19 protein-coding genes and 1 tRNA gene are annotated in these 22,881 nt (G+C 61.3%); 10 read left to right on the top strand and 10 right to left on the bottom strand.

From position 1 onward, the window contains the following. Positions 1–11: 11 nt before the first annotated feature. The 3 genes from WNZ15_RS07660 to WNZ15_RS07650 are packed head-to-tail and all read right to left on the bottom strand — an operon-like array spanning position 12 to position 3,048. The gene (locus tag WNZ15_RS07660; RefSeq protein ID WP_342892370.1) at positions 12–959 is read right to left on the bottom strand and encodes a carbohydrate ABC transporter permease; all 948 of its coding nucleotides are present in this window, start codon (positions 957–959) and stop codon (positions 12–14) included. After that, positions 956–1,876, bottom strand: a complete 921-nt coding sequence (locus WNZ15_RS07655; protein ID WP_342892369.1) for a sugar ABC transporter permease — start codon at positions 1,874–1,876, stop codon at positions 956–958. Before WNZ15_RS07655 ends, WNZ15_RS07660 begins: the two co-directional genes overlap by 4 nt. Continuing rightward, a complete protein-coding gene (locus WNZ15_RS07650) occupies positions 1,876–3,048 on the bottom strand; it encodes an ABC transporter ATP-binding protein (protein WP_342892368.1) in 1,173 nt (390 codons plus the stop codon). The genes WNZ15_RS07655 and WNZ15_RS07650 overlap by 1 nt, the downstream gene beginning before the upstream one ends. Positions 3,049–3,237: 189 nt before the next feature. Between WNZ15_RS07650 and WNZ15_RS07645 the strand changes: the two genes are divergently transcribed. Next, positions 3,238–4,134 carry a LysR family transcriptional regulator gene (locus tag WNZ15_RS07645; protein WP_342892367.1) on the top strand — a complete coding sequence of 299 codons (897 nt, stop codon included), beginning with the start codon at positions 3,238–3,240 and terminating at the stop codon, positions 4,132–4,134. A gap of 65 nt (positions 4,135–4,199) precedes the next feature. Here WNZ15_RS07645 and WNZ15_RS07640 read toward each other — a convergent pair whose 3' ends face one another. The 4 genes from WNZ15_RS07640 to WNZ15_RS07625 form a co-directional block, all read right to left on the bottom strand. Further along, the gene (locus WNZ15_RS07640) at positions 4,200–5,393 is read right to left on the bottom strand and encodes an MFS transporter (RefSeq protein ID WP_342892366.1); all 1,194 of its coding nucleotides are present in this window, start codon (positions 5,391–5,393) and stop codon (positions 4,200–4,202) included. After that, positions 5,393–6,211 carry a class I SAM-dependent methyltransferase gene (locus tag WNZ15_RS07635; protein WP_342892365.1) on the bottom strand — a complete coding sequence of 273 codons (819 nt, stop codon included), beginning with the start codon at positions 6,209–6,211 and terminating at the stop codon, positions 5,393–5,395. Before WNZ15_RS07635 ends, WNZ15_RS07640 begins: the two co-directional genes overlap by 1 nt. Before the next feature lie 19 nt (positions 6,212–6,230). Beyond that, positions 6,231–7,070 carry a hypothetical protein gene (locus WNZ15_RS07630; protein WP_342892364.1) on the bottom strand — a complete coding sequence of 280 codons (840 nt, stop codon included), beginning with the start codon at positions 7,068–7,070 and terminating at the stop codon, positions 6,231–6,233. Between the two features lie 362 nt (positions 7,071–7,432). After that, positions 7,433–7,518, bottom strand: a tRNA-Leu gene (locus WNZ15_RS07625). A 247-nt stretch (positions 7,519–7,765) separates the two neighbouring features. On the opposite strand from WNZ15_RS07625, the gene map reads away from it, so the two are divergent. The 4 genes from map (at position 7,766) to WNZ15_RS07605 (ending at position 11,442) form a co-directional block, all read left to right on the top strand. Then, the gene (gene map, locus WNZ15_RS07620; protein ID WP_342892363.1) at positions 7,766–8,596 is read left to right on the top strand and encodes a type I methionyl aminopeptidase; all 831 of its coding nucleotides are present in this window, start codon (positions 7,766–7,768) and stop codon (positions 8,594–8,596) included. 10 nt (positions 8,597–8,606) lie between these two features. Continuing rightward, positions 8,607–9,323 (top strand): DNA repair protein RadC, encoded by a 717-nt coding sequence (gene radC / locus WNZ15_RS07615; protein ID WP_342892362.1) that lies wholly within the window; start codon positions 8,607–8,609, stop codon positions 9,321–9,323. A gap of 184 nt (positions 9,324–9,507) precedes the next feature. Then, a complete protein-coding gene (locus tag WNZ15_RS07610) occupies positions 9,508–10,197 on the top strand; it encodes a hypothetical protein (RefSeq protein WP_342892361.1) in 690 nt (229 codons plus the stop codon). 6 nt (positions 10,198–10,203) lie between these two features. After that, positions 10,204–11,442 (top strand): AarF/UbiB family protein, encoded by a 1,239-nt coding sequence (locus WNZ15_RS07605; protein ID WP_342892360.1) that lies wholly within the window; start codon positions 10,204–10,206, stop codon positions 11,440–11,442. 65 nt (positions 11,443–11,507) lie between these two features. On the opposite strand, the gene WNZ15_RS07600 is transcribed toward WNZ15_RS07605, so the two are convergent. Then, entirely contained in the window at positions 11,508–12,371 is an 864-nt protein-coding gene (locus WNZ15_RS07600; protein WP_342892359.1) for an NAD(P)H-binding protein, read from the bottom strand. Between the two features lie 122 nt (positions 12,372–12,493). Between WNZ15_RS07600 and WNZ15_RS07595 the strand changes: the two genes are divergently transcribed. After that, positions 12,494–13,387 (top strand): LysR family transcriptional regulator, encoded by an 894-nt coding sequence (locus WNZ15_RS07595; protein ID WP_342892358.1) that lies wholly within the window; start codon positions 12,494–12,496, stop codon positions 13,385–13,387. Positions 13,388–13,774: 387 nt separating this feature from the next. Beyond that, positions 13,775–16,054: a bifunctional diguanylate cyclase/phosphodiesterase gene (locus tag WNZ15_RS07590; RefSeq protein ID WP_342892357.1), complete on the top strand. Its 2,280-nt coding sequence runs from the start codon at positions 13,775–13,777 to the stop codon at positions 16,052–16,054. A 70-nt stretch (positions 16,055–16,124) separates the two neighbouring features. Here the strand turns inward: WNZ15_RS07590 and meaB are convergent, their stop codons facing one another. Continuing rightward, positions 16,125–17,081 carry a methylmalonyl Co-A mutase-associated GTPase MeaB gene (gene meaB, locus WNZ15_RS07585; RefSeq protein ID WP_342892356.1) on the bottom strand — a complete coding sequence of 319 codons (957 nt, stop codon included), beginning with the start codon at positions 17,079–17,081 and terminating at the stop codon, positions 16,125–16,127. A 35-nt stretch (positions 17,082–17,116) separates the two neighbouring features. Next, complete coding sequence (ppdK, locus tag WNZ15_RS07580; RefSeq protein WP_342892355.1) at positions 17,117–19,789, bottom strand: pyruvate, phosphate dikinase; 2,673 nt, start codon at positions 19,787–19,789, stop codon at positions 17,117–17,119. Positions 19,790–19,839: 50 nt separating this feature from the next. Between ppdK and WNZ15_RS07575 the strand changes: the two genes are divergently transcribed. The 3 genes from WNZ15_RS07575 (at position 19,840) to WNZ15_RS07565 (ending at position 22,840) form a co-directional block, all read left to right on the top strand. Then, positions 19,840–20,055, top strand: a complete 216-nt coding sequence (locus WNZ15_RS07575; RefSeq protein WP_342892354.1) for a hypothetical protein — start codon at positions 19,840–19,842, stop codon at positions 20,053–20,055. 103 nt (positions 20,056–20,158) lie between these two features. Further along, positions 20,159–21,946: a tetratricopeptide repeat protein gene (locus WNZ15_RS07570; protein WP_342892353.1), complete on the top strand. Its 1,788-nt coding sequence runs from the start codon at positions 20,159–20,161 to the stop codon at positions 21,944–21,946. A gap of 12 nt (positions 21,947–21,958) precedes the next feature. Then, positions 21,959–22,840 (top strand): 4-(cytidine 5'-diphospho)-2-C-methyl-D-erythritol kinase, encoded by an 882-nt coding sequence (locus tag WNZ15_RS07565; protein ID WP_342892352.1) that lies wholly within the window; start codon positions 21,959–21,961, stop codon positions 22,838–22,840. Positions 22,841–22,881 lie beyond the last annotated feature (41 nt).

Genomic DNA, 22,881 nt, shown 5'->3' with positions numbered 1-22,881 from the left:
ACCCCGCGCGGCTATTTCATGCCGCTCAGGGTAATGCCCTCGATGAACCGCCTCTGGGCGATCAGGAACGCCACGATCAACGGCGTGACGATGATCGTCGCCGTCGCCATCATCGGCCCGAAATTGTCGCCGTCCGCATCGCCCTTGAATTCGCGCAGGCCCAGCGGCGGCGTGAACAGGCTGCGGTCGCCGGTGATCACGATGCGTGGCCAGAAATAGTCGTTCCAGTGCGCCACCACCGAGAAGATGGCAAAGGCCAGCAGCGCCGGGATCGCGGTCGGCAACATGACGTTCCAGATGATCGAGAATTCGCGCATGCCATCCATGCGTGCCGCGTCGATCAGGTCGTCCGGAACCGTCATGAAGAACTGGCGCATCAGGAAGATGCCGAACACCGAGATCGTCCAGGGGATGACCAGCGCGGCGTAGGAATTGGTCAGGCCGAGCTTGGCCAGCATGATGTAGAGCGGCAGCGCGATGGCGTGGACCGGGATCAGCAGGCAGAACAGCACCAGCCCGAACACCGCCTCGCGCCCCCAGAAGCGCAGCTTGGCCAGCGCATAGGCACAGGGCAGCGCGACCAGCACCTGGATGACGAAGATCGATATCGTCACCACAAGCCCGTTGAAGAGGTAACGCAGCAGCGGCGCCTTCTGGAACGCCGTGGTGTAATTGTAGATCACCGGCGTCACCATGCAGTCGGCCAGATCCCGGCCGAGCTTGACGCAGTAATCGTCGCGGAACAGCTCCTGGGCACCGAAGAAGCCGCCCATGTTCTGCATGATTTCCGCCGGGCTCTTGAAGCTGTAGCTGACCATCACGTAGAAGGGCAGCAGCACGACCAGGCTGCCCAGCACCAGTATCAGGTGCTTCGCCGTTTCCGCCACTGAGAACCGGAAAGCCGGCCCGGCACGGGAAGCGGAGACAGGCGCGCTGGCAGGGAGGGCTGTGTCACTCATGAATAATGCACCCTTTTTTCCACCAGCCAGCGCTGGACCAGCGTCAGGAACATGACGAAGGCCAGGAACACCACGGTGATCGCCGCGCCGATGCCCATCAGGTTCTGCTGGATGGCTTTCTCATAGATGGCGAACATCATCACATACACAGACTTCGACGGGCCGCCGCCTTGCGGATAGAACGCCTCGACGGTGTCGAACACCTGGAAGGAGCGAATGAACGAAATGGTGACGACGAACACCGTCGTCGGACCCAGCATCGGCCACGTCACCAGCCGGAACCGGTCCCAGGCGGATTTCGCGCCGTCCATTTCGGCGGCGTGGTAGAGCTCGCGCGGCACCGATGTCAGCCCGGCGAGATACAGCACCATGTTGAAACCGAAGCCCTGCCAGACGCCGATGAAGGCCACCGTCCAGATCGCGTAGTCCCTGTCGGTCAACCACAGGGGAAAACCGCGTTCACAGCCCCGGGCAAACCAGGACCATCCTTCCAGAAACGTGCCGCAGCCCCGCTCCAGCGTTGAATTGACGATGCCGACGGTCGGATGAAGCGCGAATTCCCAGACGATCGCCATGGCGATCAGCGCGGCCATCACCGGCAGGAAATAGATCGTCTTGTAGAGATCGCCGAAGCGCTTCGTCGAATTGATCAGCAAGGCCGCTCCGAGGCCCAGACCGACGGAGAGCGGCACCACCACGAACACGTAACGGAAGGTGGCGCCGAACATCTTGGCGTAGGTCGAGCGGGTGAAGATCTTCTCGTAATTGTCGAAGCCGACAAACGCCGCGCCCGGATTGCCCAGGCTGTAGCTGGTGAAGCTCAGCGCGCCGGCCATCAGGATGGGCATCAGGAGAATGACCACCATCAGGAACAATGCCGGACCGACAAACCACCAATGCGCACCGCCGCTCCGCATCAGGCGACCTCGGCCACGGTGCGGCCGGCCACGCCGGAAAGACCGAGGCGATTGCCGTTCGGGCCGAACACCATGGCCTGGTCCTCGAGACGCCGGACATGCAGGGTCCGGCCAAGGGACGCGGTCCGCCCCTCCCGGGGCGTTGTCCGCACCACGATCCTGTGGGCACCGTCCTGCACCGCCAGATGCAGATAGACATCGGCGCCCAGATTCTCCTTGTGAACCACCCGGCCGCTCAGGGACTGCGGCGCGCCACTGTCGCACAGGGCCAGGTGCTCCGGCCTGAGGCCGATCGTCACCGGTCCGCTCGTCACCGGCCCTGCATCCCCGCCATCCGTGACGCGGGTCAGGACCATGTCGCCGAACCGTGCATGGCCGGCAGAATCCAGTGTTCCGGGCAACAGGTTGATCTTCGGCGCGCCGACAAATTCGGCCACCCGGATATCGACGGGATTGTTGTAGATTTCCTCCGGCGCGCCGAGCTGAAGGATCTGCCCGTCCATCATCACGGCCATGCGGTCCGACATGGTCAGCGCTTCCGCCTGATCGTGGGTGACATAGACGAATGTGCTCTTCAGGGACCGGTGCAATTCGGCAAGTTCGGCACGCATGTGAATGCGCAAGGCCGCATCCAGGTTCGACAGCGGCTCATCCATCAGGAAGGCAATGGGCTCACGCACCATGGCGCGGCCGAGCGCGGCCCGCTGGCGCTGCCCGCCGGAAAGCTGCCCCGGCTTGCGGTCCAGCAGGTGCTCTATCTTCAGTATCTGCGCGGTGTCCTCGACCCGCGCAAGGATGGACCGGTACGCCTCCCGGGCCAGCAACGGCCCGACAAGCGGCAGCCTGCCCGCAAAGGACAGGTCTCGCAATTTCAGCGGTGTCATCATGTTCTGCGCGACGCTCAGGTGTGGATAAAGCGCATAGGACTGGAACACCATGGCCAGGTTCCGGCTGGCGGGCCGGATGTCGTTGACGATCCTGCCGTCGATCTCGACGGTCCCGGAGGTCGGTGTTTCAAGTCCGGCCAGGATCCGCAGCAGCGTTGACTTGCCGCAGCCCGACGGACCGACCAGCGTCAGGAATTCTCCATCGGAGATGCTCAGATCGATGCCGTCCAGCACACGTGTGCTGCCGAAGCTCTTTTCGATTGCCTTCAAGGCGATGGCCGTCATGTCTTGCCCCCGTTTCTGAAGGCGACATTAGTCAGGCTGATTGAAACGTCTGTGACGTAATATAAGCGTCGCTAATGCGAACTAAGGTTTGGCAGCGCAATCCATACGGAAGTGTCATGAACCGACGGCACGGCGCAGCAGGCTTCCTCTTGCTTTTCTGCCCCCAAAGACGTTCGTGAGGACGATTTCATGAGTTCCCCCCCAAAGCCAAGCCCTTACCAGATCAAGGCTTTCACCTTCGCCGCCCGGGAAGGCAGCATTTCCGGCGGCGCCCTTGCACTCGGCGTCACGCAGTCCTCCGTCACCCAGCACATCGCCCGGCTTGAAACACTGATGGGCACGCAGCTCTTTGTCCGCCGCAGGAGCGGACTGGAACTGACACGGGCCGGCAAGGAACTCTTCGCCGTCTCCGACCGGCTGGCGACCATGGAACAGCTCGTTACCGAAAAGATCAGCGACTACAGCGCTCTGACGGACGGCCACATCCGCCTGATCGCCAATGCGCCGCGCCCGGCCATGCCGATCATCGTCCAATACGGCAGGCTCTTTCCCAGCGTTCAGATCGATTTCACACTCTACAACTGGACCACGGCAATGACGCTGCTGGCCGAACGCCAGGTCGACATCGCCATCATCACCGAGCCGGAAGAAAGCCCGGCGCTGTTCACCCGTGAGCTCAGGCGGAGCCCCTACAAGGTCCATATGCGCAAGGATCACCCGCTGGCAGGCCGCCGCTCCCTGTCGCTGGCCGAACTGCAATCGCAAACGCTGGTCCTGCCCGAAGACGGCTCCCTGACCCAGAAGATCGCCCACGCCAAGATCCGCGAACACGGGCTGGACTTTCCAAGGATCCTGCGCACCACCACCTTCCCGATGGTCAAGGAAGCCATCCTGCACAATCTGGGCGTCGGCCTGCTTCTGGAAAAGAGCCTCTACCCCTCCGACAAGCTCGCCGCCGTCCGCGTCGATGAAATGCCCGAGCACTACCGCGACTGTATCGCGATCCCGTCGGAAAAACGCGACCTCAGGCTGATCCGGAGTTTTCTGGATGTGGCGGTGGAGGTCAGGGCGAGCGGGGAGATCTGAGGCGACACCGCGCGCTTGTTCGCCGGCTCCTGACGGGTCCCGGTTCGCGCGTCGGATGCCGCGATTTAGTCTTGAAAATTCCTCAGGCTCAGCACGACCAGCGGAACGTAGAGCGCGACGAGAAACAACGGTAGATAAACCTCGTCCGTCGCTCCGATCAGGCTTCCGACAGCCGGCAGGCCAACGACTGTCGTCAGACCCCACGTTAGTGCCAGCAAACCGCTTCCGGTCAGAAGATCCGCACCTGTGTGCTCATCGCCCAGTTTTTTCAAGGACATGGTATATGTCCCGAAGGCCGCTCCCCCCCAGAAAAAGGCGATGATCGTCAACAGAAAAAAGTCGCTGGTCAGATAGAAGACAAAGGCCAGCGCAATCGTCGCCACGGATGCAAGACAAATGACCCTGTCGTTCGAGCTCTTGTCGGCCAGGACGCCTATCATGGGCTGAAAAACGGCGCCGCCGATGATGATCGACCCGAGGACGAGGCCAATTTTTTCCACGCCGATACCCTGGGCTTCTCCGTAAAGAGGCATCAGGGCCATCGACGCATTGTCAAGCAAGGCAATACTGGCGAAACAGAGCACCAGATACGGCGCTCTCAATGCGAAGCCGATCATGCCCTGCCCGCTGCCCGCCCGGTTTGTACCGGTTGTGAATTCAAGCGCTCTTATTGTGGTGAAATAATAAAACAGCGGCCCTGCGGCAGCCAACAGGAACAGAAGGCTTGCGGACTGGATCATCAGATCGCTGCCTGCCGAAATCGAAAGCAGGATCGGCCCGACGCCGTATCCGGCAATCAGAGCGGTCGTGTAGACACCGAGCAACCGGCCCCTCAGATCCGGTGGCGCGAGCTTGTTGATCCACGCTTCGCCGATCACGAACAGACCATTGATGAAAATGCCCAGGCACACACACAGGGGCATCAACAGGTAGAACAGGTTTTCATTGTTTGCGAAATCGAGCCACAGATACATGGAGGTGAGTAAAACGGCGGACGCGAAGATCGAAAGCAGGGCCACCGCGTAGGGTCCGTGACGCATCGCGAATTTTGGCGTGACGATGCTGCCGATGATCAGTCCGACCGGGATCATCGCGGCGTTGATGCCGATAATTGACGAGGGAAACCCGCGTGCGCTCAAGAGGATCGTCAGGTAGGGATAGACAATTCCAAGCGTAACAGTGAAGACGCTCACCGCGACAATGACAGCCAGCGCCGGGCCGAACGAGGCCCGGACAGGCGTTTCCAGATGCTCATCCATCAGCTGGTTTGCTTGACGGCAGTAAGAATGAAACTCATGGGCGGTCGTATCTCGAAGTTTTCGACTTCCCTGTATCCGATGGAATTGTCGACATCGTATTCATTGAAACGCTGGATGCTGAAGCCCGCTTTCAGTATCGCCGTGAAGATATCCGAGAGTTTGTGATGATACCAAAGCACGGATTTCTTGCCGAATATTTCGTTGGAGTAATAGTCCAGCCCGGATTGATAATCGACCGGTTCATCCATGAAGTAGGAATAGTGCATTTCGAGTCTCTCGTCACCATCCCGCTTTCGGTCCCGGTCGGGCTTGAACATCTCCAGGCACGGGTGGGTTTCCCACAGCGTCAGACAGCCACCAACTGAAAGCGTCCTGAAGGCGATGTCAAAATAGGTGTCCAGATCGGGCATCCAGCAAAGCGCGCCTGCCGTGGCAAACAGGTGATCGACCGAGTTCGCGTGCTCCGCACCGATCTTGTAGATGTCCGTCTCCACGAACTGCGTGGAAACGCCGACCTCACGTGCATAGTGAGACCCCTGTTCGACAAATTCCTTCGAAAAGTCGAAGCCGACCGCATTCTTGAATCCGAGTTGATGTGCGGAAATCGTTTCCCGGCCGTTGTTGCAGTTGAACTGGCCGACGGTGAGCGCGCCAACCGGTCTCCGCAGCAACTCCTGTTTCAGCACCGTGTCGATGAAGTAACCGGGCGTCTGGAGATTGCCGATGACTGTGTCGCGATTGATGGAAAAATGTCGTTTCGCCACTTCATTCCAGGCGTCCATGTTCTGCGTGATGACCGGATTTATCTCTTGCAACATTTCAAGATCCCTTGCGGCTCTAGGTAAACACCGAAAACACGTTTGACTTTGCCTCGCCCGAGGGCTGGCTCAGGTAGAAGTCGGCGCACATGAACTCCTCGAGAAGGAACCTTTCCTTTTCGGAGGCGGTTTCCGCTCTTTTCGACAAGATCTGCGTCACACTTGTTTTTTCGTTTTGATTCTTGAATTTGCGCTGGCGAAATTTCCGTTGATCCAGGTAGACGGAATTGTAGTTGTATCTTCGCAGAGCGTCACCGATCGGCTCGAAATCGAAAATCTGCAGAACGAACGACGCGATCCAGGGCTTTTCCAGCTTGTAGTGCTCGGCCAGCTTTCCAAGAGTAATTTCCGTAATATATCCGATGCAACCGGTGGAAACGATTATATCCACATCATCCGGCAGCTTTCCGGATTGGACAGTTTCTTCCATCTCAAGATTTACGGCCAAGCCGCTCTCGATAAAACCTGAACTTATACTGTACTCTATTGCGTTCGCGCTCGTGTCGATCCCATGGAATTCAACGTCTTTCCTGCACGGCAGGTTACGGAACCACCCGTCATCCAGACGTCCCTTATCCATGCCTTTCTGATTGTATTTGTTATACAGAACCTCGAGGTCCAGATTGAATTTGATGAGCGCAGAAAGAATTCCATAAGAACAACCAATATCCAGTATTTTAATCACATCCTTTCCGGTGCACTGCTTCTTTTCTTCAATTAGAAAATTCAAGATAGTTTTTGAGTTTTCCGGGATTTGATAGTCGAGAGATCTCATTTCTTTTAAATATTCAACCGGACTAGTCATGTTGTAGGCGTGGTCGAATTTGGTTTTTATCGCATTCTCTGCGCTATATCCCACAATCTGTCTCCAATGCAGGAGTAAAATCTAAAGATGCATATCATAAAAACACAACTATAAGGTTTGTGCAACGGTATGATGACGGCAAGCGCACCGGCACGTCCCGGGGTGCCGCTCAAGGCTCATTGCAGGCCGCGTGCCGCCAGGGCTGCACGTGCACGCTACCCGGCATCGCGGATGGATGCCTTGTCATCGGTAAGCAGAATTTGCGATTGAGGTCAGCGCCCGCGGTCGGGGCCAGTAGTCCTGTCCCGTGTTCCGGAAAGCAGCTCATCTCGGGAATGATTTGGTGCGGGTGAAAGGTTCAACCTGGAACCAAACCCGCGCTCAAGCAGCCCGAAGGGCGATAGCGCCAACAAAAGTGGTGCGGGCGACGGGACTCGAACCCGTACAGCCTAGGGCCGAGGGATTTTAAGTCCCTTGTGTCTACCAGTTCCACCACGCCCGCAGATCCTTTTCACCTAGCGGGCCTTCCGGAAAAGCGCAAGCCGCAAGCCCCGGTTCGGGCCAAAGTCGACCCGGGTTTCCACGGACGCTTCAGTTTGCTGCATCGGGTGCTGGAAATTGGCGTCCGCAGGCGGTATGTGATCAGATAACCGAAAACAAGGAACGCTCGGAACCGTCTGGCATCGCACACCATCGTCTGGCATCAGCCGACCGGAGCCGGTTCCACCAGGACAAGACACGGACACCCCATGGTCAGCTATATCGACGCCGCCGTAGCCCCCCTGAAGAACACGGGACAGGTGCGCCTTTACGGACCCGAGGATTTCGAGGGCATGCAGCGCGCCGGGCAATTGACGGCCGCCTGCCTCGACGACCTGGTCGACATCGTCAAGCCGGGCGTCACCACCCAGGAAATCGACGACTTCGTCTACCAGTACGGCCGCGATCACGATGCGCTGCCGGCCACCCTGAATTACCGCGGCTACACCAAATCCTGCTGCACCTCGATCAACCATGTGGTCTGCCACGGCATTCCGAACGACAAGCCCCTGCGCGAGGGCGACACGGTCAATATCGACGTCACCTATATTCTGGACGGCTGGCACGGCGATTCAAGCCGCATGTATCCGGTGGGCCAGTTGAAACGGGCCGCCGAACGCCTGATCGACGTGACGTATGAATCGCTCATGCGCGGCATAGAGGCGGCCAGACCGGGCAACACGACGGGCGATATCGGCGCGGCCATCCAGACCTATGTCGAGGCGCAGCGCTGTTCGGTCGTGCGGGATTTCTGCGGCCATGGCCTCGGCTTGCTGTTTCACGACACGCCGAACATCCTGCATTACGGCCGCCCGGGCGAAGGCGTCGAACTGAAGCCGGGCATGATCTTCACCATCGAACCGATGGTCAATCTGGGCCGCCCCCATGTGAAGGTCCTCAGTGACGGCTGGACGGCGGTGACACGCGACCGGTCCCTGTCGGCCCAATTCGAGCATTCCATCGGCATCACGACGGAAGGCTGCCAGATCTTCACGACCTCGCCCGGGGGCATCCACAAGCCGGGACGTCCCGCCGACTGATCAGGAGCGCATGAGCCAAGGCATTCCCGAAGACGCGGACACGGCTGCGGACAAGGACCCCGGCCACAAGGGACACCGCCAGAGACTGCGGGACCGGTTCCGTAAAACAGGCGAGCAGGATCTCGCCGACTACGAACTTCTGGAATTCCTGTTATTCTCCGCCCTGCCCCGCCAGGACACCAAACCGATCGCGAAGGCGCTCCTCAAGCGCTTCGGGTCCTTCCCGGCCGCCCTCGCCGCACCGCGGGAACGCCTGAAGGAAATTGCGGGTCTTTCCGACATCAGCATCGATGCGTTCCAGGCCGTCCACGCCGCCGTCGTCCGGTATCACCGCTCGGGCTTCAACGACAGGAAGGTCCTGGAGTCCTGGTCCGGTGTCGTCGATTACCTTCAGGCGGCCATGGGCCAGAGCGAGATCGAACAGTTCCGGGTCCTGTTTCTGGACAAGAAGAACGCCCTGATCGCCGATGAGGTCCAGCAGACCGGGACCGTCGACCACACGCCGGTCTATCCGCGCGAAGTCATCCGGCGCGCGCTGGAACTGTCCGCCACCGCGATCATCCTGGTGCACAATCACCCGTCCGGCGACCCGAGCCCGTCGGGGGCCGATATCAAGATGACCCGCAAGATCGTCGAAATCGCCGAGCCTCTTGGCATAACCGTTCACGACCACATCATCATCGGCCTGAAATCCAATGTCAGCTTTCGCGGTCTCAAGCTGATCTGAAACATCTCCACCGTCCGCATCACAAGACAGTTCCGCAATTCAGGAGAAGTCTGCAAGTTCCGGAAAACATTACGCTTTGGTGAGCCGGAGCGAGCGGTATCAGGCAAACGTTCCGCGCGAACTCTCGAGATGATGGAAGATTGCAATGCCAGAATAAGTGGTGCCTCGCAGCCAGGATTATCTCATGACGATCCGGTCCGACCAGTATATCGAACTGGCCCCGGATCTGCTCGGACCGAAGATGAAGGTGTTTTCGGAAAAAATCGCGATGATCGGCGCTCCGTTGAACCCGCCTCTGGGCAATGCCGAGGACGGCAAGACTGTCAAGAGCAGACTGGTCGCATTTGCAAATGTGAGCGCCGCTCCGATACTGCTCGATGGCGACAGTGCGCTGGCCGGCTACTACGACCTTTACGCGACCTTGTCGCCCACGCGGGATTCGCCGGGCGAGATGACCTTCCATTTCGAAACGGACACCAGCGGGTATTTCAAGAGCATCGCGGAATTCTGGCCCATGTTCGAACTGCGCCCGCTGGGCGGCGGCCGGTCGATCTTCATCGACACGGGCAAGGACAAGGTTCCCGGCTTCCCGATGAATGTCGGCCAATCCGGAGGCCGCTGGTCCTTCGAGGCACCGGTGAAGGACCCCGTCCGCGGTTTTCGCACCAGGCAGCTCTATTATGAAAACGTTGTCATGATCACCGCGGAACGCGACGGCCAGGTCACGGCCGAACGCAAGATGGAATTCGCCCCGCCCGTCCTGGCGGCTTGCGCCAAGGCACAGGCGCAATTCCTGTCCGCCGGCACCATCGGCGCCTTCGGAAGAAACAATTTCCTGGAAACCCAGCGCGGAGCGAATTTCATCGACGAGTAACCGCGCGTGAACGCCCGCGCAACGTTCCGGATCTTTTCAGTGATCGGCCATGCCGGCCTCGGGTTCGCCCATGGGCTGGTGATCGCGCGGCGACGCAAACGGCAGGACAGCCCATTCGACGGGTCCCTGCCCGTCGCCATGGCAATAGACAGGCTCGCCCGCAAGCTGGGCGGCCTGTTTCCGAAGCTCGCGCAGATCGTCAGCACCCGCCACGACCTGTTGAGCCCGGACGCCATCACCCTGTTGTCCCGGTCCTGCGACCGGCTCGACATGCAACCGGCACACAGCAGGATACGGAAAACCACCGGGCGCCATGGCGCGAGAACCATTTCGATCATCGGCTCCGGTGCGATTGCCGAAGTCTTTCTGACCGCCCCTGACAAGGGTGAAAGCGTCGTGATCAAGGTGCGGCGCCCCGCCATCGACGTTCTTCTGGCGTCCGATATTGCCGTCATGAACGCGTTTGTGGGCCTGGCCGGGCGCACCGGCCTGTTCAGGTCGCTCAATCTGACTGCGAACGCCGCGCTGTTCTCGGACCTCCTGAGCCTTCAACTGGATTTCGCCGCTGAAAGCCGAAACCTGAAGCAATTGCGATCAAATCTGGCGGGACATGCCACCGTCCCGCGCGTTTACGCGACAGGCGGCGCAGAACGCCTCTACATGCAATACCTGCCACGCGGAAACGACCTGACCGACGTGACGCCGGAGCACGGCAAGCGCCTTGCCATTGACGTCATGCTCCTGATGTATCGCATGGTGTTCATCGACGGCTTGATCCATTGCGACCTGCATGGCGGCAACATCTATCTCGGTGAAGGCGGTGACATCGTGATCGTCGACGCAGGCTTCTGCGCTCACATCGACCCTGAAGTCCGCTCGGATTTCCAGGAGTTTTTCCTGGCGATCGGATTGAAAAGGGCCGCGATCCTGGCAGAACTCATCATCCGCTATTCGACCGGGCCCCGCGCGCCGGATCTGCAACGCAGAATGACCCGGCAATGCACCGATCTTGTCGACAGGCATTCCGGGCTGAAGGCGGGCGAGTTCCGCCTGATTTCCTTTATCAAGGACCTTTACAAGATCTACGATTGCCACGGGCTCACCATGACGAGCGATTTTTTCGCGATCATCTATGCGCTTCTCGTGGTGGAGGGACTGGTGATCAGGCTGGATCCCGAACTCGACTTCCAGGCCCAGGCCTTCGACTTCATGATCGCGTGCCGCGACCAGATATTCGCCAGCTAGCCTGTCCGTTCCAGTCAGGAAATCATGGGCCTCCATTTGCCGTCGGATGCCCTTCCCGGGCGCTTTCAGCCGGAATTTGCCGCCAGGAAATCCGACATCCTTTCGGGCGCGCGTCCGAGAACCCGGGCCAGCGTGGGATCAACGCCGGCAAACTCCCCCGCCCGCGCGGCGCGGTAATACCCCAGCAGAAGCGCAATCAGCCCGTCATGCGCCCCGGCACGGCGCGCGCCCGTCTCGAAGTCTTTCTCGCTGATCACAACGCGGGAAATCTCCTTGCCAGCAAAATCGCTCATCAGCCGTGCCAGGTCCTCCAGATCGAGGGCCTCGCCACCGGTCAAGGGCGGTGTCGGACCGTCGATGACCTCGTTTCCGGCAAGCAGGGCGGCATCCAGCGCGGCAAGGTCGTCATGCGTTGTCCAGGCGACCTTGCCGTCCTGCGGTGCAGCCAGTGTTCCAGCCTCGAAGCCTCGGGCATGCATCTGTCGTGCACTTTGCGCGTAAAAACCGTGGCGCAGCGCTGTCCACGCAAGGTCTGAGTCTGCCAGCATGCGCTCGGTCGCCGCATGATCGCGAGCCGGCGGGAAGTGCGATGCCGCGGAACTGGAGATCTGGCTGGTGTAGAAAACCCGGTCAACGCCAAGCTCACGGGCCACGTTGATCGCCGTCGCATGCTGGGCGAGCGGATCGCCTCCCGCAGCGGCCGCATTCGAAGAGACCAGCAAAAGACGCCCCGCCCCCTCCCATGCATGCCGCAGGCTCCGGGCGTCGTCATAATCTCCCTGGCGCACGCGAATGCCCCGCGCTGCGAAATCGGCAACTTTCGCGGGGTCGCGAACACTCACACCGATGCGGTCCGCGGGCACATGGTGCAGCAGGTTTTCGACAATCTTGTAGCCGAGACGGCCGGAGGCACCTGTTACGATGAGCATGGATTTGTCTCCTGAAAAATGTTGACCGGCCGGGCTCCTGCAACCCTGTCCCGGCATTCAGGCGACAATGACTGTTCTTCCATTTTTTGATAATGCTTCAAAAATAGAATAGGTTGTTCTCAATGAAGAACAATCCCTCTCCCGATCAACTTTCAATTTTCCTGATGGTGCTGCGTGAAGGCGGCTTTCGCGCGGCGGCCAGGCGACTGGGCGTCGCCCCCTCGAAAGTCAGTACGACCGTCTCCCGGATCGAGGCCCAGATGGGTGTGCCGCTCATTCTGCGCACGACGCGCAGCATCAGGGCCACGAACCAGGGGAGTGCCCTCGCCGACCGGATCGCACCGCTTCTGTCAGAAATAGAGGCTGCCTGTGTGGAAACGGCGCAGACCTCGGAGCGTGTGCGGGGCAAGCTGAAGCTCAACGTGCCTGGCGCGGTCATGCCGGACATACTGCCGCCGATCCTCGGGGCGTATCGGAGCGCCTACCCGGAGGTCGAGGTCGAGATCGTGGTGGACAACGACTTTGTCGACATCATCGCGGCGGGCTGTGACGCGGGCATCCGCTATGGGTCCCGGCTGGAAAAGGACATGATTTCCATTCCGATCGGGCCCCGTGTCCAGAAGATCGCATTGGCTGCATCGCCCGCCTATCTGCAAGAGCGAGGGCATCCGCGAAAGCCTGCGGATCTGACGCGCCACGACGCGATCAGATACCGGTTGTCCGAAGGGCCCTGCCTGCCGTGGATCTTGAACGACGGGGGCAAGCGCGTCACCGTTGAGCCGGTCACCCGGCTGACGATCAGTGTGAATGCCCTGAACACCGGACTTTCCTGCGCCCGCGCCGGGCTGGGGATCATCGGCACCTTTCACAATTGGCTTGAGGACGATTTCCAAACCGGAAAACTCGTGCCGATCTTGCAGGATTGCTGGCCGACGCAGGAAGGGCCACGGCTCTATTATCCCAGCCGCTTCGCGTCAGCGCCTCTCCGGGCCTTCATCGCCATATGCAGCAGATAAATAGCCGTGTATCGCGCGCGGGAGCAGGTCAGGCACAAAGCGCATGTCAGTCAGGTCTGGGTCTGGACCTGAGTCCGAGCTCAAAGCCGCAGTTCGCCGCACGTTCCGGCACCGGCAGCGGCGGGTGGAAAGCGGGCCCGCCTGGAGGCTCGGGACCCTTTGACCTGACAGCCCGGCTTCCGCGACCATAGAAGGTCTTTGCGCGAGCTGCGGCGTGTCTTTCGTCCCTGCACATCATGGCTTCGCCTCCATGAAGGTCAGACCTGCAGGTCCCCGCCGGCGAGCCGTAAGATTCCTTCTGTCGGTTTACCCTTATTTTACTATGAGTTTGGGGCATTCCCTTAACCCGGAACGGCAATACTTCGCCCGAAGCAAACGGGCATTTGAATGTACAAGTCGACCGGAAATTCAGGCAGCCGTATAGCAAATGCGATCATTGTCCCGATGGTCGCCGTTGTTGTCATATCGCTGTCCGGAATATTTGCGCTGCTGCACTGGTCTGCCCGTGTCTCGGATGAAACCGCCGAACAGTCCCAGTACCAGCTCATTGCCGGCGCATTGCGGCTCACGCAGAATTACCTCGCCAAGCAGCAGAACGGCGTCGTCATCTGGGACGAGGCCTATCACCGGATCAATCAGCCCGAGCCCTCTCAGGGCTGGATCTACGACAACGTCATGCACTGGCTTTACAAGACCGACGGTTTCAACCGGTCGGTCCTGATCGACCGCGAGTTCAAGCTCGGATCGGTCTACGCCCAGAACCATTCAACCAAATGGCTGAACGCGAAACTGCTTGCCGATCTGAAGCCCGCCATCGCCAAGGTCCGGGCACGCTACATCGCGTCCTTCAAGCGCACACCGTCGGGCCTTTTCAGCTATACGCCGGAATTGATCAGTACGCGCCGGTCCATCGCCGAGACCGGCGTTGTTGCCCTGGAGGGCGAACCTTACCTCTTCAGCGCGGCGGCGATCATTCCGCAGATCCAGTCGGTAACACCCCGGCGCGTCCCGCCCGCCGTGCTTGTCAGCATGATGCCCTTACGCGGCGAGAAGCTGCAGGAAATTTCCGAGATGTCGCGTCTGGACGGATTTGTCCTGATGCAGCAGCAGAGCAGCGAGGCCGATCTGGGCCGCTATCCGCTGAAGTCGCCCCTGGGGGAGACCATCGGCGTCATCGCCTGGCAGACGTCGCAGCCCGGCACCCAGATGATGCGCCGGATCGATCCCTTGCTGATCCTGGCCGCGCTGATGATTGCAGCCGTGGTGGTTCTGGTCACCGTCTTCACGCGCCAGATGACCCGCAGGCTCGCCCGCAGCGAGGCCAAGGCGGTCCATACGGCACGGCATGATGCCTTGTCCGGATTGCCGAACAGAAGCCGCTTTCATGCCATGCTGAGTGACACCCTGACCGAGAACGCGGACGGCGAAACCAACACGGCCGTTGTCTATATCGACCTCGACCACTTCAAGGACATCAATGACACGCTCGGCCATTCCGCGGGTGACAAGGTCATCGTCGCGGTCGCCCAGCGCCTCAGGCGCGTCATTCCGGAAAGCGGCATCGTCGCGCGCATCAGCGGCGATGAATTCGCGATGGTCATCAGGAACTGCGAAGATGACGTCTGGCTCGATTTCATTCTGGATCAGGTCCAGGACGAGATCAGCCGCCCGATCATGATCGGACGCCGGGAGCTGTTCGCCAGCCTCTCCATGGGCGCAGCGATTGCGCCCCGCGACGGCAACGACCCGGATGAACTTCTGCGCAAGGCCGACATCGCCCTATATGACGCCAAGGCCAACGGACGCGGCCGGCGCTCCTTCTTCGAACAGAGCATGGAGCTTCAGGTCCAGTCCCGGGACAAGATGTCCCGCGAACTGCGCCTGGCGCTCAAGAACGACGAACTGGACCTGGCCTTTCAACCCCAGACCGACACCAGCGCGAAACGGATTGTCAGCGTGGAGGCCCTTGCCCGCTGGACCATGGACGACGGTACGGTCGTGCCCCCGTCCCAGTTCATTCCGGTGGCCGAGGAAACCGGCCTGATCAACGAACTCGGCATCTGGGTCCTGAACAAGGCCTGCGCCAAGGCGCATGAATGGCCGGGCATCACCATGTCGGTCAATGTCTCGCCCAATCAGTTCAAGCACCCGAGATTCGTCGAAAAGGTCATGGCCATTCTGGCCGCCAACAACCTGCCGCCCCAGCGTCTGGAGATCGAAGTGACGGAAACCGTCTTCGCCGGACGCAATGACTCGGTGCTGAAGGCTCTCCGCAGACTGAAGAATCTTGGTGTGAAAGTCGCTCTTGACGATTTTGGCTCCGGCTATTCGAGCCTCAGCTATCTGCGCCGGTTCCCGTTCGACACCCTGAAAATCGATCGGGATTTTGTCTCCGACATGAACGGCAACGCCGAAGCCGAAGCCATTCTGGTGTCGATCATTCAGCTCGGCAAGGCACTGGGCATGACCATCGTCGCCGAAGGCATCGAGACCATAGAACAGATCCGCTTCCTGCAGGCGCACGATTGCCACAGGATGCAGGGCTACTTCATCTCAAGGCCCCTGGACGCTTGTGCGCTCAGCCAGTTCCTGGAAGATTTCCAGGGTAAATACAGCGCCGGTTTCGGCATGGATCTGAGCTATCGGGGTCGGACGGCCGAAGCCTGAACGCCCTCCCCCTGCATGGCCTCCGGTCGCCGCTTGCGCTCGCTGGTAATCCTTGTCGCGACGGCCGTGCTCAGGGCTGCAGCAGGCCGGTCATTTTACCTGAAAACGATGCGAAGCTCGAAAAGGGAGCGGTCCGCGCCTCTTCCAGCCACGCCGCCGCCTGGTCTCCGCAGGCAAGCCGAAGGCCGGCAAGGCCGTATTGCGCGCGCACCATGTCCTTGAACCAGGCCGCATGCTGGGCCCGGCGCCTCGTCTCCAGCAGGCCGCCCTGCGCCAGGTGGTCCTGATGACCGCCGAGAAAAGCGACTAGCTCCGGCAGCCCCGCTCCGGTCTGGGCCGACACTTCGCAGACGGGCACCTGCCAGGTATCCGCCGCGGTGCGGCCGAGGGACAGGGCTCCCGCAACGTCGGACGCCGCGCGGCGTGCCAGCGTTCCCATGTCCGCCTTGGTGACCGCAACGATATCCGGCAGTTCCATGATGCCGGCTTTCATGAATTGAAGACTGTCACCCGAACCGGGCTGAATACACAGCACCACCGTATCCACGGCCTGTTTCAGGTCCCCTTCCGACTGGCCGATCCCGACTGTCTCGACAATCACCCGGTCGCAGACGGCCCTGAGGACAGCGATCGCGGCGACAGCCTGGTCAGACAATCCGCCAAGCCGGTCGCGCGCAGCCATGGAACGGACGAACACTTTCTCGTCCGAGGGATCGGTCTGCAACCGTGTGCGGTCGCCCAGGAGCGCGCCCCCCGTCAGTGCCGAGGACGGATCGACGGCCAGAACACCGACCCGGTGCCCCTGCGCCCGGAACGCCCGGATCAGGGCATCCGTCAGGCTTGACTTGCCCACCCCCGGAGGCCCGGTCAGTCCGAACACTAGCGCGCACGGTTCGCACGTTACCTTGTCCAGGAACGCGGCGGTCGCGGGAGCGCCGCTCTCTGCCTCCAGCCGCGAGAGCACCCGCGCGAGCGTCCGCTTGCCACCCGAGCGCAATTCTTCCAGTGACGGAAACGAGACGCTCACCTGCGCGCCTCCTCTCTCCGGCCCTGGCCCGCCATTCAGGTGCCCGACGCGCGCTTGAGGGCCGCCTGGGCTGCGGCCAGGCGCGCGATCGGCACGCGGAAAGGCGAGCACGAGACGTAGTCGAGACCGATCCCCTCGCAGAAGGCGATCGAGGACGGATCGCCGCCATGTTCGCCGCAGATACCGAGCTTGATGTCCGGCCGGGTGGACCGGCCCCGTTCGACACCGATCCGGATCAGTTCGCCGACGCCTTCCTGGTCCAGGGACACGAACGGATCCTGCTCAAGCAGACCGCGGCTCTGGTAGGTCCCGAGGAACGAGGCGGCATCGTCACGCGAGATGCCGAAAGTCGTCTGGGTCAGGTCATTGGTGCCGAAAGAGAAAAACTCTGCAGACCGGGCAATTTCGGCCGCCTTCAGCGCCGCTCTCGGCAACTCCACCATGGTTCCGATCTGGTAGTTCAGCTCCGTGCCGGTTTCGTCCGACACCGCCTTCGCCATAGTTTCGATGCTCTGGCGGACGAGGTCCAGTTCCCCCTTGAGGCCGACCAGGGGCACCATGATTTCCAGCAAGACGGGCGCGCCCGATTTCCGGGCCGCCTCGACAGCGGCCTCGAAAATCGCCCTGGCTTGCATTTCCGCGATTTCCGGATAGGAAACCAGAAGCCGGCAGCCGCGATGGCCCAGCATCGGATTGAATTCCTCGAGCGCATGGGCCCGGTCGCGCAGCAGGTCCGGATCGGCGCCCATCGCCGCGGCCACCTCGGCAAGTTCCTCAGCCGATTTCGGCAGGAATTCATGCAGGGGCGGATCCAGCAGGCGGATGGTTACCGGCAGACCGTGCATGATCTCGAAGAGGTCAGTGAAATCCTGGCGCTGCATCGGCAACAGCTTGGCGAGCGCCGCCCGCCGTCCGTCTTCCGTCTCGGCCAGGATCATCTCGCGCACGGCCACGATCCGCTCGCCCTCGAAGAACATGTGCTCAGTCCGGCAAAGGCCGATGCCCTCGGCGCCGAACTCCCGCGCGACCCTGGCGTCCTGCGGGGTTTCCGCATTGGTGCGCACGCGCATGCGGCGCACCGTGTCCGCCCAGCCCATGAGGGTTCCGAAGTCGCCGGAGAGCGTCGGTTGAAGCATGCTGATCTCGCCCAGAAGAACCTGCCCGGACGCACCGTCGATGGTGATCGTCTCGCCTTCCTTCAACTGGCGGCCGGCCACGTTGATGACGCCATTGCGATAGTCGATCCGCAACGTGCCCGCCCCGGCCACACAGGGCTTGCCCATGCCTCGTGCGACCACTGCCGCATGGCTGGTCATGCCTCCGCGGCTGGTCAGGATGCCTTCCGCCGCATGCATGCCATGAATGTCTTCCGGGCTGGTTTCGACCCGCACGAGGATCACCTTGCGGCCTTCCGCCCTGGCTTTTTCGGCCTCGTCGGACGAGAACACGATGGCACCCGACGCCGCGCCCGGCGATGCGGGCAAGCCGGTGGTGATGATGTCCCGATGGGCCTTCGGGTCGATTGTCGGGTGCAGGAGCTGGTCAAGCGACGCCGGCTCGACGCGGGCAACGGCTTCGTGTTCCGTGAGCAGGCCTTCGCCGACCATGTCCACGGCAATCTTGAGCGCGGCCTTCGCGGTCCGCTTTCCCGACCGGGTCTGCAGCATCCACAGCTTGCCCTTTTCGATCGTGAATTCGAGATCCTGCATGTCCTTGTAGTGCGCTTCCAGCCGGTCGCAATAGGACTGGAATTCGGCGAAGGCCTCCGGCATCAACGCTTCCAGCGACGGGTTGTTCGACCCGGCTTCCTGTCGCGCCTTTTCGGTGATGTCCTGCGGTGTGCGGATGCCGGCAACCACGTCCTCGCCCTGGGCATTGACCAGGAATTCGCCGAAAAGCGCCTTTTCCCCGGTCGAGGGATTGCGCGTGAAGGCCACACCGGTCGCGGAGCTGTTGCCCATGTTGCCGAACACCATGGCCTGGACATTGACCGCCGTGCCCCAGGACGACGGCAGATCGTGCAGGCGGCGGTAGGTCACCGCCCGCGGCACCATCCAGGAACTGAATACGGCCCCGATGGCGCCCCAGAGTTGCTCGTGCGCGTCTTGCGGAAACGGTTTGCCGAGTTCCTCTACCACCAGCGCCTTGAACTTGCCGATGATGCCGAGCCACGCATCCGCGTCGATTTCGGTATCAAGGCTCAGTTCGTTGCGGTCCTTGTAGTCCTCGAGAATTTCCTCGAATTCGTGATGATCCAGACCCAGCACGACGTCGGAATACATCTGGATGAAGCGCCGGTAGCTGTCATAGGCAAAACGGCGGTCGCCCGCCTCCCGGGCGATCGCCTCCACCGTCTGGTCGTTCAGTCCCAGGTTGAGAACCGTGTCCATCATGCCCGGCATGGAAACCCGGGCGCCGGATCGAACCGACACCAGCAGGGGCCGCTCGGCACCGCCGAAGCTGCGGTTCGTCGCTTCGCCGATCTTCTCCATGGCGGCAACAACCTGCTCCGAAAGCGTGTCCGGATAGGACCTGCCGTCGTCGTAATACCGGGTACAGACTTCCGTGGTGATCGTGAAGCCGGGCGGGACAGGCAGACCGAGACTGCTCATTTCAGCAAGGTTCGCACCTTTTCCGCCAAGAAGGTTGCGCATGTCCGCGCCTCCTTCGGCCGCACCGTTGCCGAAACTGTAGACCCACTTGGTCATCTGTCATTCTCCTCACCTGGGGCACCTTGCGCATGTGAGAAAGCGGCAAGGTGCACGCCCTGACCGCCGCCGGTGCACCGGCGGCGGCATGTGCTTTTGCACTTGATCCGAACGGCACGGGCTCCGAAACGCCGGTCCCGCCCGTTTTGCACCGCACATACCTGCTACGGCAGGTGCCCGCCATCAAGCCCTTTTTGGCAGAAAGCCAATTCGCCGCGCCGCTTGCTTCCGTTTTTCCAACGTTCTGCAAAATCAAATGGATTTAAACTCTCAGAAAGTTATCCCGGCTGCCTTGCCGCTCAGCCTTAAAGACGCCATTCTCAGGAGCAATAAGCAATAAATACCCGTCAAGCGACCAAAGTGCGAGGAATGATGACACAAGAGACCGGCGCCGTTGCGAAACCGGACCGCGGGCCCTTCAGGCTGATGCTCCTCGCGCTCGCCGGTGTTCTGGCGCTCGCGCCCGCTGTCGCCTCCGCGGAGACCACATCCGATTCGGTGACCTTCGGCACCCCCTCCGGTTTGCCCTTCACCCTGTCCGGAAGCTACCTGTCCGGGCGTCTGGCCGGGTTTCAGAAGGATTACGGCCAGGCGGCGGCCTTCTACGAGGAGTCCCTGTTGGCGGACCCGGCCAACACCATGCTTCTGGAACGCACATTTCTGCTGAAACTGGCCAACGGCAATGTCGATGAGGCCGTTCGCTTTGCCGAAGATCTTGAAAAGGCCGGTCTCCAGAATTTTCTCGCCCAGCTCGTGCTTGGCGCGGACAAAATGGGCCAGGGCAAATACGGCGAAGCGGAGAAGATCCTTTCCGAGAGCCGCAACGGTCCGCTGGCGCAACTGTCCATCGGCCTTTCCCGCGCCTGGGCCCTTTATGGCGATGGCCAGATCGACGAGGCGCTGAAGGTCATCGACGCTCTCAGCGGTCCGGACTGGTTCGAAGTCTTCACGGCAACCCACAAGACCCATATCCTGTTCGCCGCCGGACGCAATGCGGAGGCTCTAGAAGCCGCCGAAAGCGCCTATGCGATCGATCAGGGCGCCATTCGTGTCACGGATGCCTATGCCCGGGTTCTGGCCGCCAACGCCCGCCAGAAAGACGCCCTCGAGGTCCTCGACCGCTACGACAGCCAGTTTCGCGGTCATCCCAAGCTCGATCAGACCCGCGCGGTGATTGCCGCCGGCACGGTGGTCCCGCCCCTGGTGACGGAACCGGCCGAAGGCACGTCCGAAATTCTCTACGGTCTGGGCGCCGTGATCGGCCGGGACGGCGGCGAGGAACTGTCGACCTCCTATCTGCAGCTCGCGCTGTTCCTGGATCCCAGGGCCGAATTCGCGGCCATCGCACTCGGCAGCGTCTTTGAGCGCATGGAACAGCCCGACCGGGCCATCGAGGCCCTGATGATGGTGCCCGATGACAGTGTCCTCAAGCGCGAGGCCGAAATCCAGGTCGGCATGAACTACAACCAGCTCGACAAGCTTGCCGAAGCCCGCGACCATCTCGAGGCGCTCATCAGGGACGATCCGTCCGATCTCGAGGCGGTCATCGCGCTTGGCAACATCTTGCGGGCCCATGAGATTTACGAGGACGCGGAAGCCGTCTACAGCCAGGGCATCGACACCATTGCGGAACTTGAAAACCGGCACTGGCTGCTGCTCTATTTCCGCGGCATAGCGCGCGAGCGGCTGGGCAAGTGGGAACTGGCGGAAGCCGATTTCCGCAAGGCGCTTGAACTCAACGAGCAACAGCCGCTTGTGCTGAACTATCTCGGCTACTCCCTGGTCGACCAGGGCCTGAAGCTCGACGAGGCGCTGGAGATGATCAAGACCGCGGTGGAACTGCGGCCGACCGACGGCTACATCGTCGACAGTCTCGGCTGGGTCTATTTCCGGCTCGGTCGCTACCCGGAAGCCGTCAAGGAACTTGAACGGGCCATAGAACTGCGTCCCTCGGACCCGGTCATCAACGATCACCTCGGCGATGCCTACTGGATGGTCGACCGCCGCAACGAAGCCCGCTTCCAGTGGAACCACGCCCGCGATCTCGAACCGGACGAAAAGGACCTTCCGAAGATTCTGGACAAGATCGCGAATGGCCTTGAAGACAGTCCGGCAACCGATGCGGCCAAGGCCGATTCCGGCAACAACGGCGGCTGACGGAACACCGCCATGTCCGTTGCTTCAGCCGCCAGACCCCGGGTGGAACTCGCCCGGGCCAAGGTCAACCTGACCCTTCATGTGACGGGAAGACGCTCCGACGGTTACCACCTTCTGGATTCGCTGGTGGTTTTTCCGCAGATCGGCGACCGGATCAGCCTGCAGGAAGCAAGCGGTCTGGACTTGCGGATCGAAGGACCGTTCGCCCGCGATCTTCACACGCCGGCCGGCGACAACCTGGTGCTGAAGGCGATCACAAGTTTCTCGGCCAGCGCCCGCATTCCCCTGCCCGGCCTGCTCGTCACCCTGACCAAGCGTCTCCCGGTCGCCTCCGGTGTCGGCGGCGGCTCCAGCGATGCGGCGACCACCCTGAGGCTGCTTGAGGATTTCACCGGAACCTATCTGTCCGAGGAAGAGCTTCATGCTCTTGCCCTGTCTCTCGGCGCCGATGTCCCGGTCTGTCTCGTTCCCGAGCCGCAGGTGATGCGCGGCATCGGAGAATTGATTTCGTCCGGTCCGGAGCTTCCCGCCTGCGGCATCGTGCTGGTCAATCCGAAGGTGAGCGTATCGACCTCCGACGTCTTCAAGGCCCTGACCAGCTGTGACAATGCCCCCATGCCGCTGCTGCCGGAGGGGTTCGACACACTCGGACAACTTGCCGCCTACCTGGAAAGCTACCGCAACGATCTCCAGGCTCCCGCCGTCGGCCTCGAGCCGCAAATCGGCGCCGTGCTGTCCGCACTTCAAGAGGATCGCCGGGTGGAATTCGCCCGCATGTCGGGCTCCGGCGCCACCTGTTTCGGACTGTGCGAACTTGCCCATGCCATGGAGATCGAGCGGAGCCTGCGCGAAGCGCATCCCCAGTGGTGGATCGCTTCGGGCCCGCTCGCCTGACAAGCCGGCCGGCACCTGTTCCCCTCCAGCAACCGGGCACG

The organism is Roseibium sp. AS2 (assembly GCF_038900065.1).
Taxonomy (GTDB): Bacteria; Pseudomonadota; Alphaproteobacteria; order Rhizobiales; family Stappiaceae; genus Roseibium.
Note: the sequence above shows the minus strand (reverse complement) of the source record. Positions and strands in the feature narration are given on the sequence as shown.

Excerpts from the sequence above, each read along its gene's own strand:
- WNZ15_RS07660 (WP_342892370.1), bottom strand. The coding sequence starts at position 959 with ATGAGTGACACAGCCCTCCCTGCCAGCGCGCCTGTCTCCGCTTCCCGT.
- WNZ15_RS07655 (WP_342892369.1), bottom strand. The coding sequence starts at position 1,876 with ATGCGGAGCGGCGGTGCGCATTGGTGGTTTGTCGGTCCGGCATTGTTC.
- WNZ15_RS07650 (WP_342892368.1), bottom strand. The coding sequence starts at position 3,048 with ATGACGGCCATCGCCTTGAAGGCAATCGAAAAGAGCTTCGGCAGCACA.
- WNZ15_RS07645 (WP_342892367.1), top strand. The coding sequence starts at position 3,238 with ATGAGTTCCCCCCCAAAGCCAAGCCCTTACCAGATCAAGGCTTTCACC.
- WNZ15_RS07640 (WP_342892366.1), bottom strand. The coding sequence starts at position 5,393 with ATGGATGAGCATCTGGAAACGCCTGTCCGGGCCTCGTTCGGCCCGGCG.
- WNZ15_RS07635 (WP_342892365.1), bottom strand. The coding sequence starts at position 6,211 with ATGTTGCAAGAGATAAATCCGGTCATCACGCAGAACATGGACGCCTGG.
- map (WP_342892363.1), top strand. The coding sequence starts at position 7,766 with ATGGTCAGCTATATCGACGCCGCCGTAGCCCCCCTGAAGAACACGGGA.
- radC (WP_342892362.1), top strand. The coding sequence starts at position 8,607 with ATGAGCCAAGGCATTCCCGAAGACGCGGACACGGCTGCGGACAAGGAC.
- WNZ15_RS07610 (WP_342892361.1), top strand. The coding sequence starts at position 9,508 with ATGACGATCCGGTCCGACCAGTATATCGAACTGGCCCCGGATCTGCTC.
- WNZ15_RS07600 (WP_342892359.1), bottom strand. The coding sequence starts at position 12,371 with ATGCTCATCGTAACAGGTGCCTCCGGCCGTCTCGGCTACAAGATTGTC.
- WNZ15_RS07595 (WP_342892358.1), top strand. The coding sequence starts at position 12,494 with ATGAAGAACAATCCCTCTCCCGATCAACTTTCAATTTTCCTGATGGTG.
- WNZ15_RS07590 (WP_342892357.1), top strand. The coding sequence starts at position 13,775 with ATGTACAAGTCGACCGGAAATTCAGGCAGCCGTATAGCAAATGCGATC.
- ppdK (WP_342892355.1), bottom strand. The coding sequence starts at position 19,789 with ATGACCAAGTGGGTCTACAGTTTCGGCAACGGTGCGGCCGAAGGAGGC.
- WNZ15_RS07570 (WP_342892353.1), top strand. The coding sequence starts at position 20,159 with ATGATGACACAAGAGACCGGCGCCGTTGCGAAACCGGACCGCGGGCCC.
- WNZ15_RS07565 (WP_342892352.1), top strand. The coding sequence starts at position 21,959 with ATGTCCGTTGCTTCAGCCGCCAGACCCCGGGTGGAACTCGCCCGGGCC.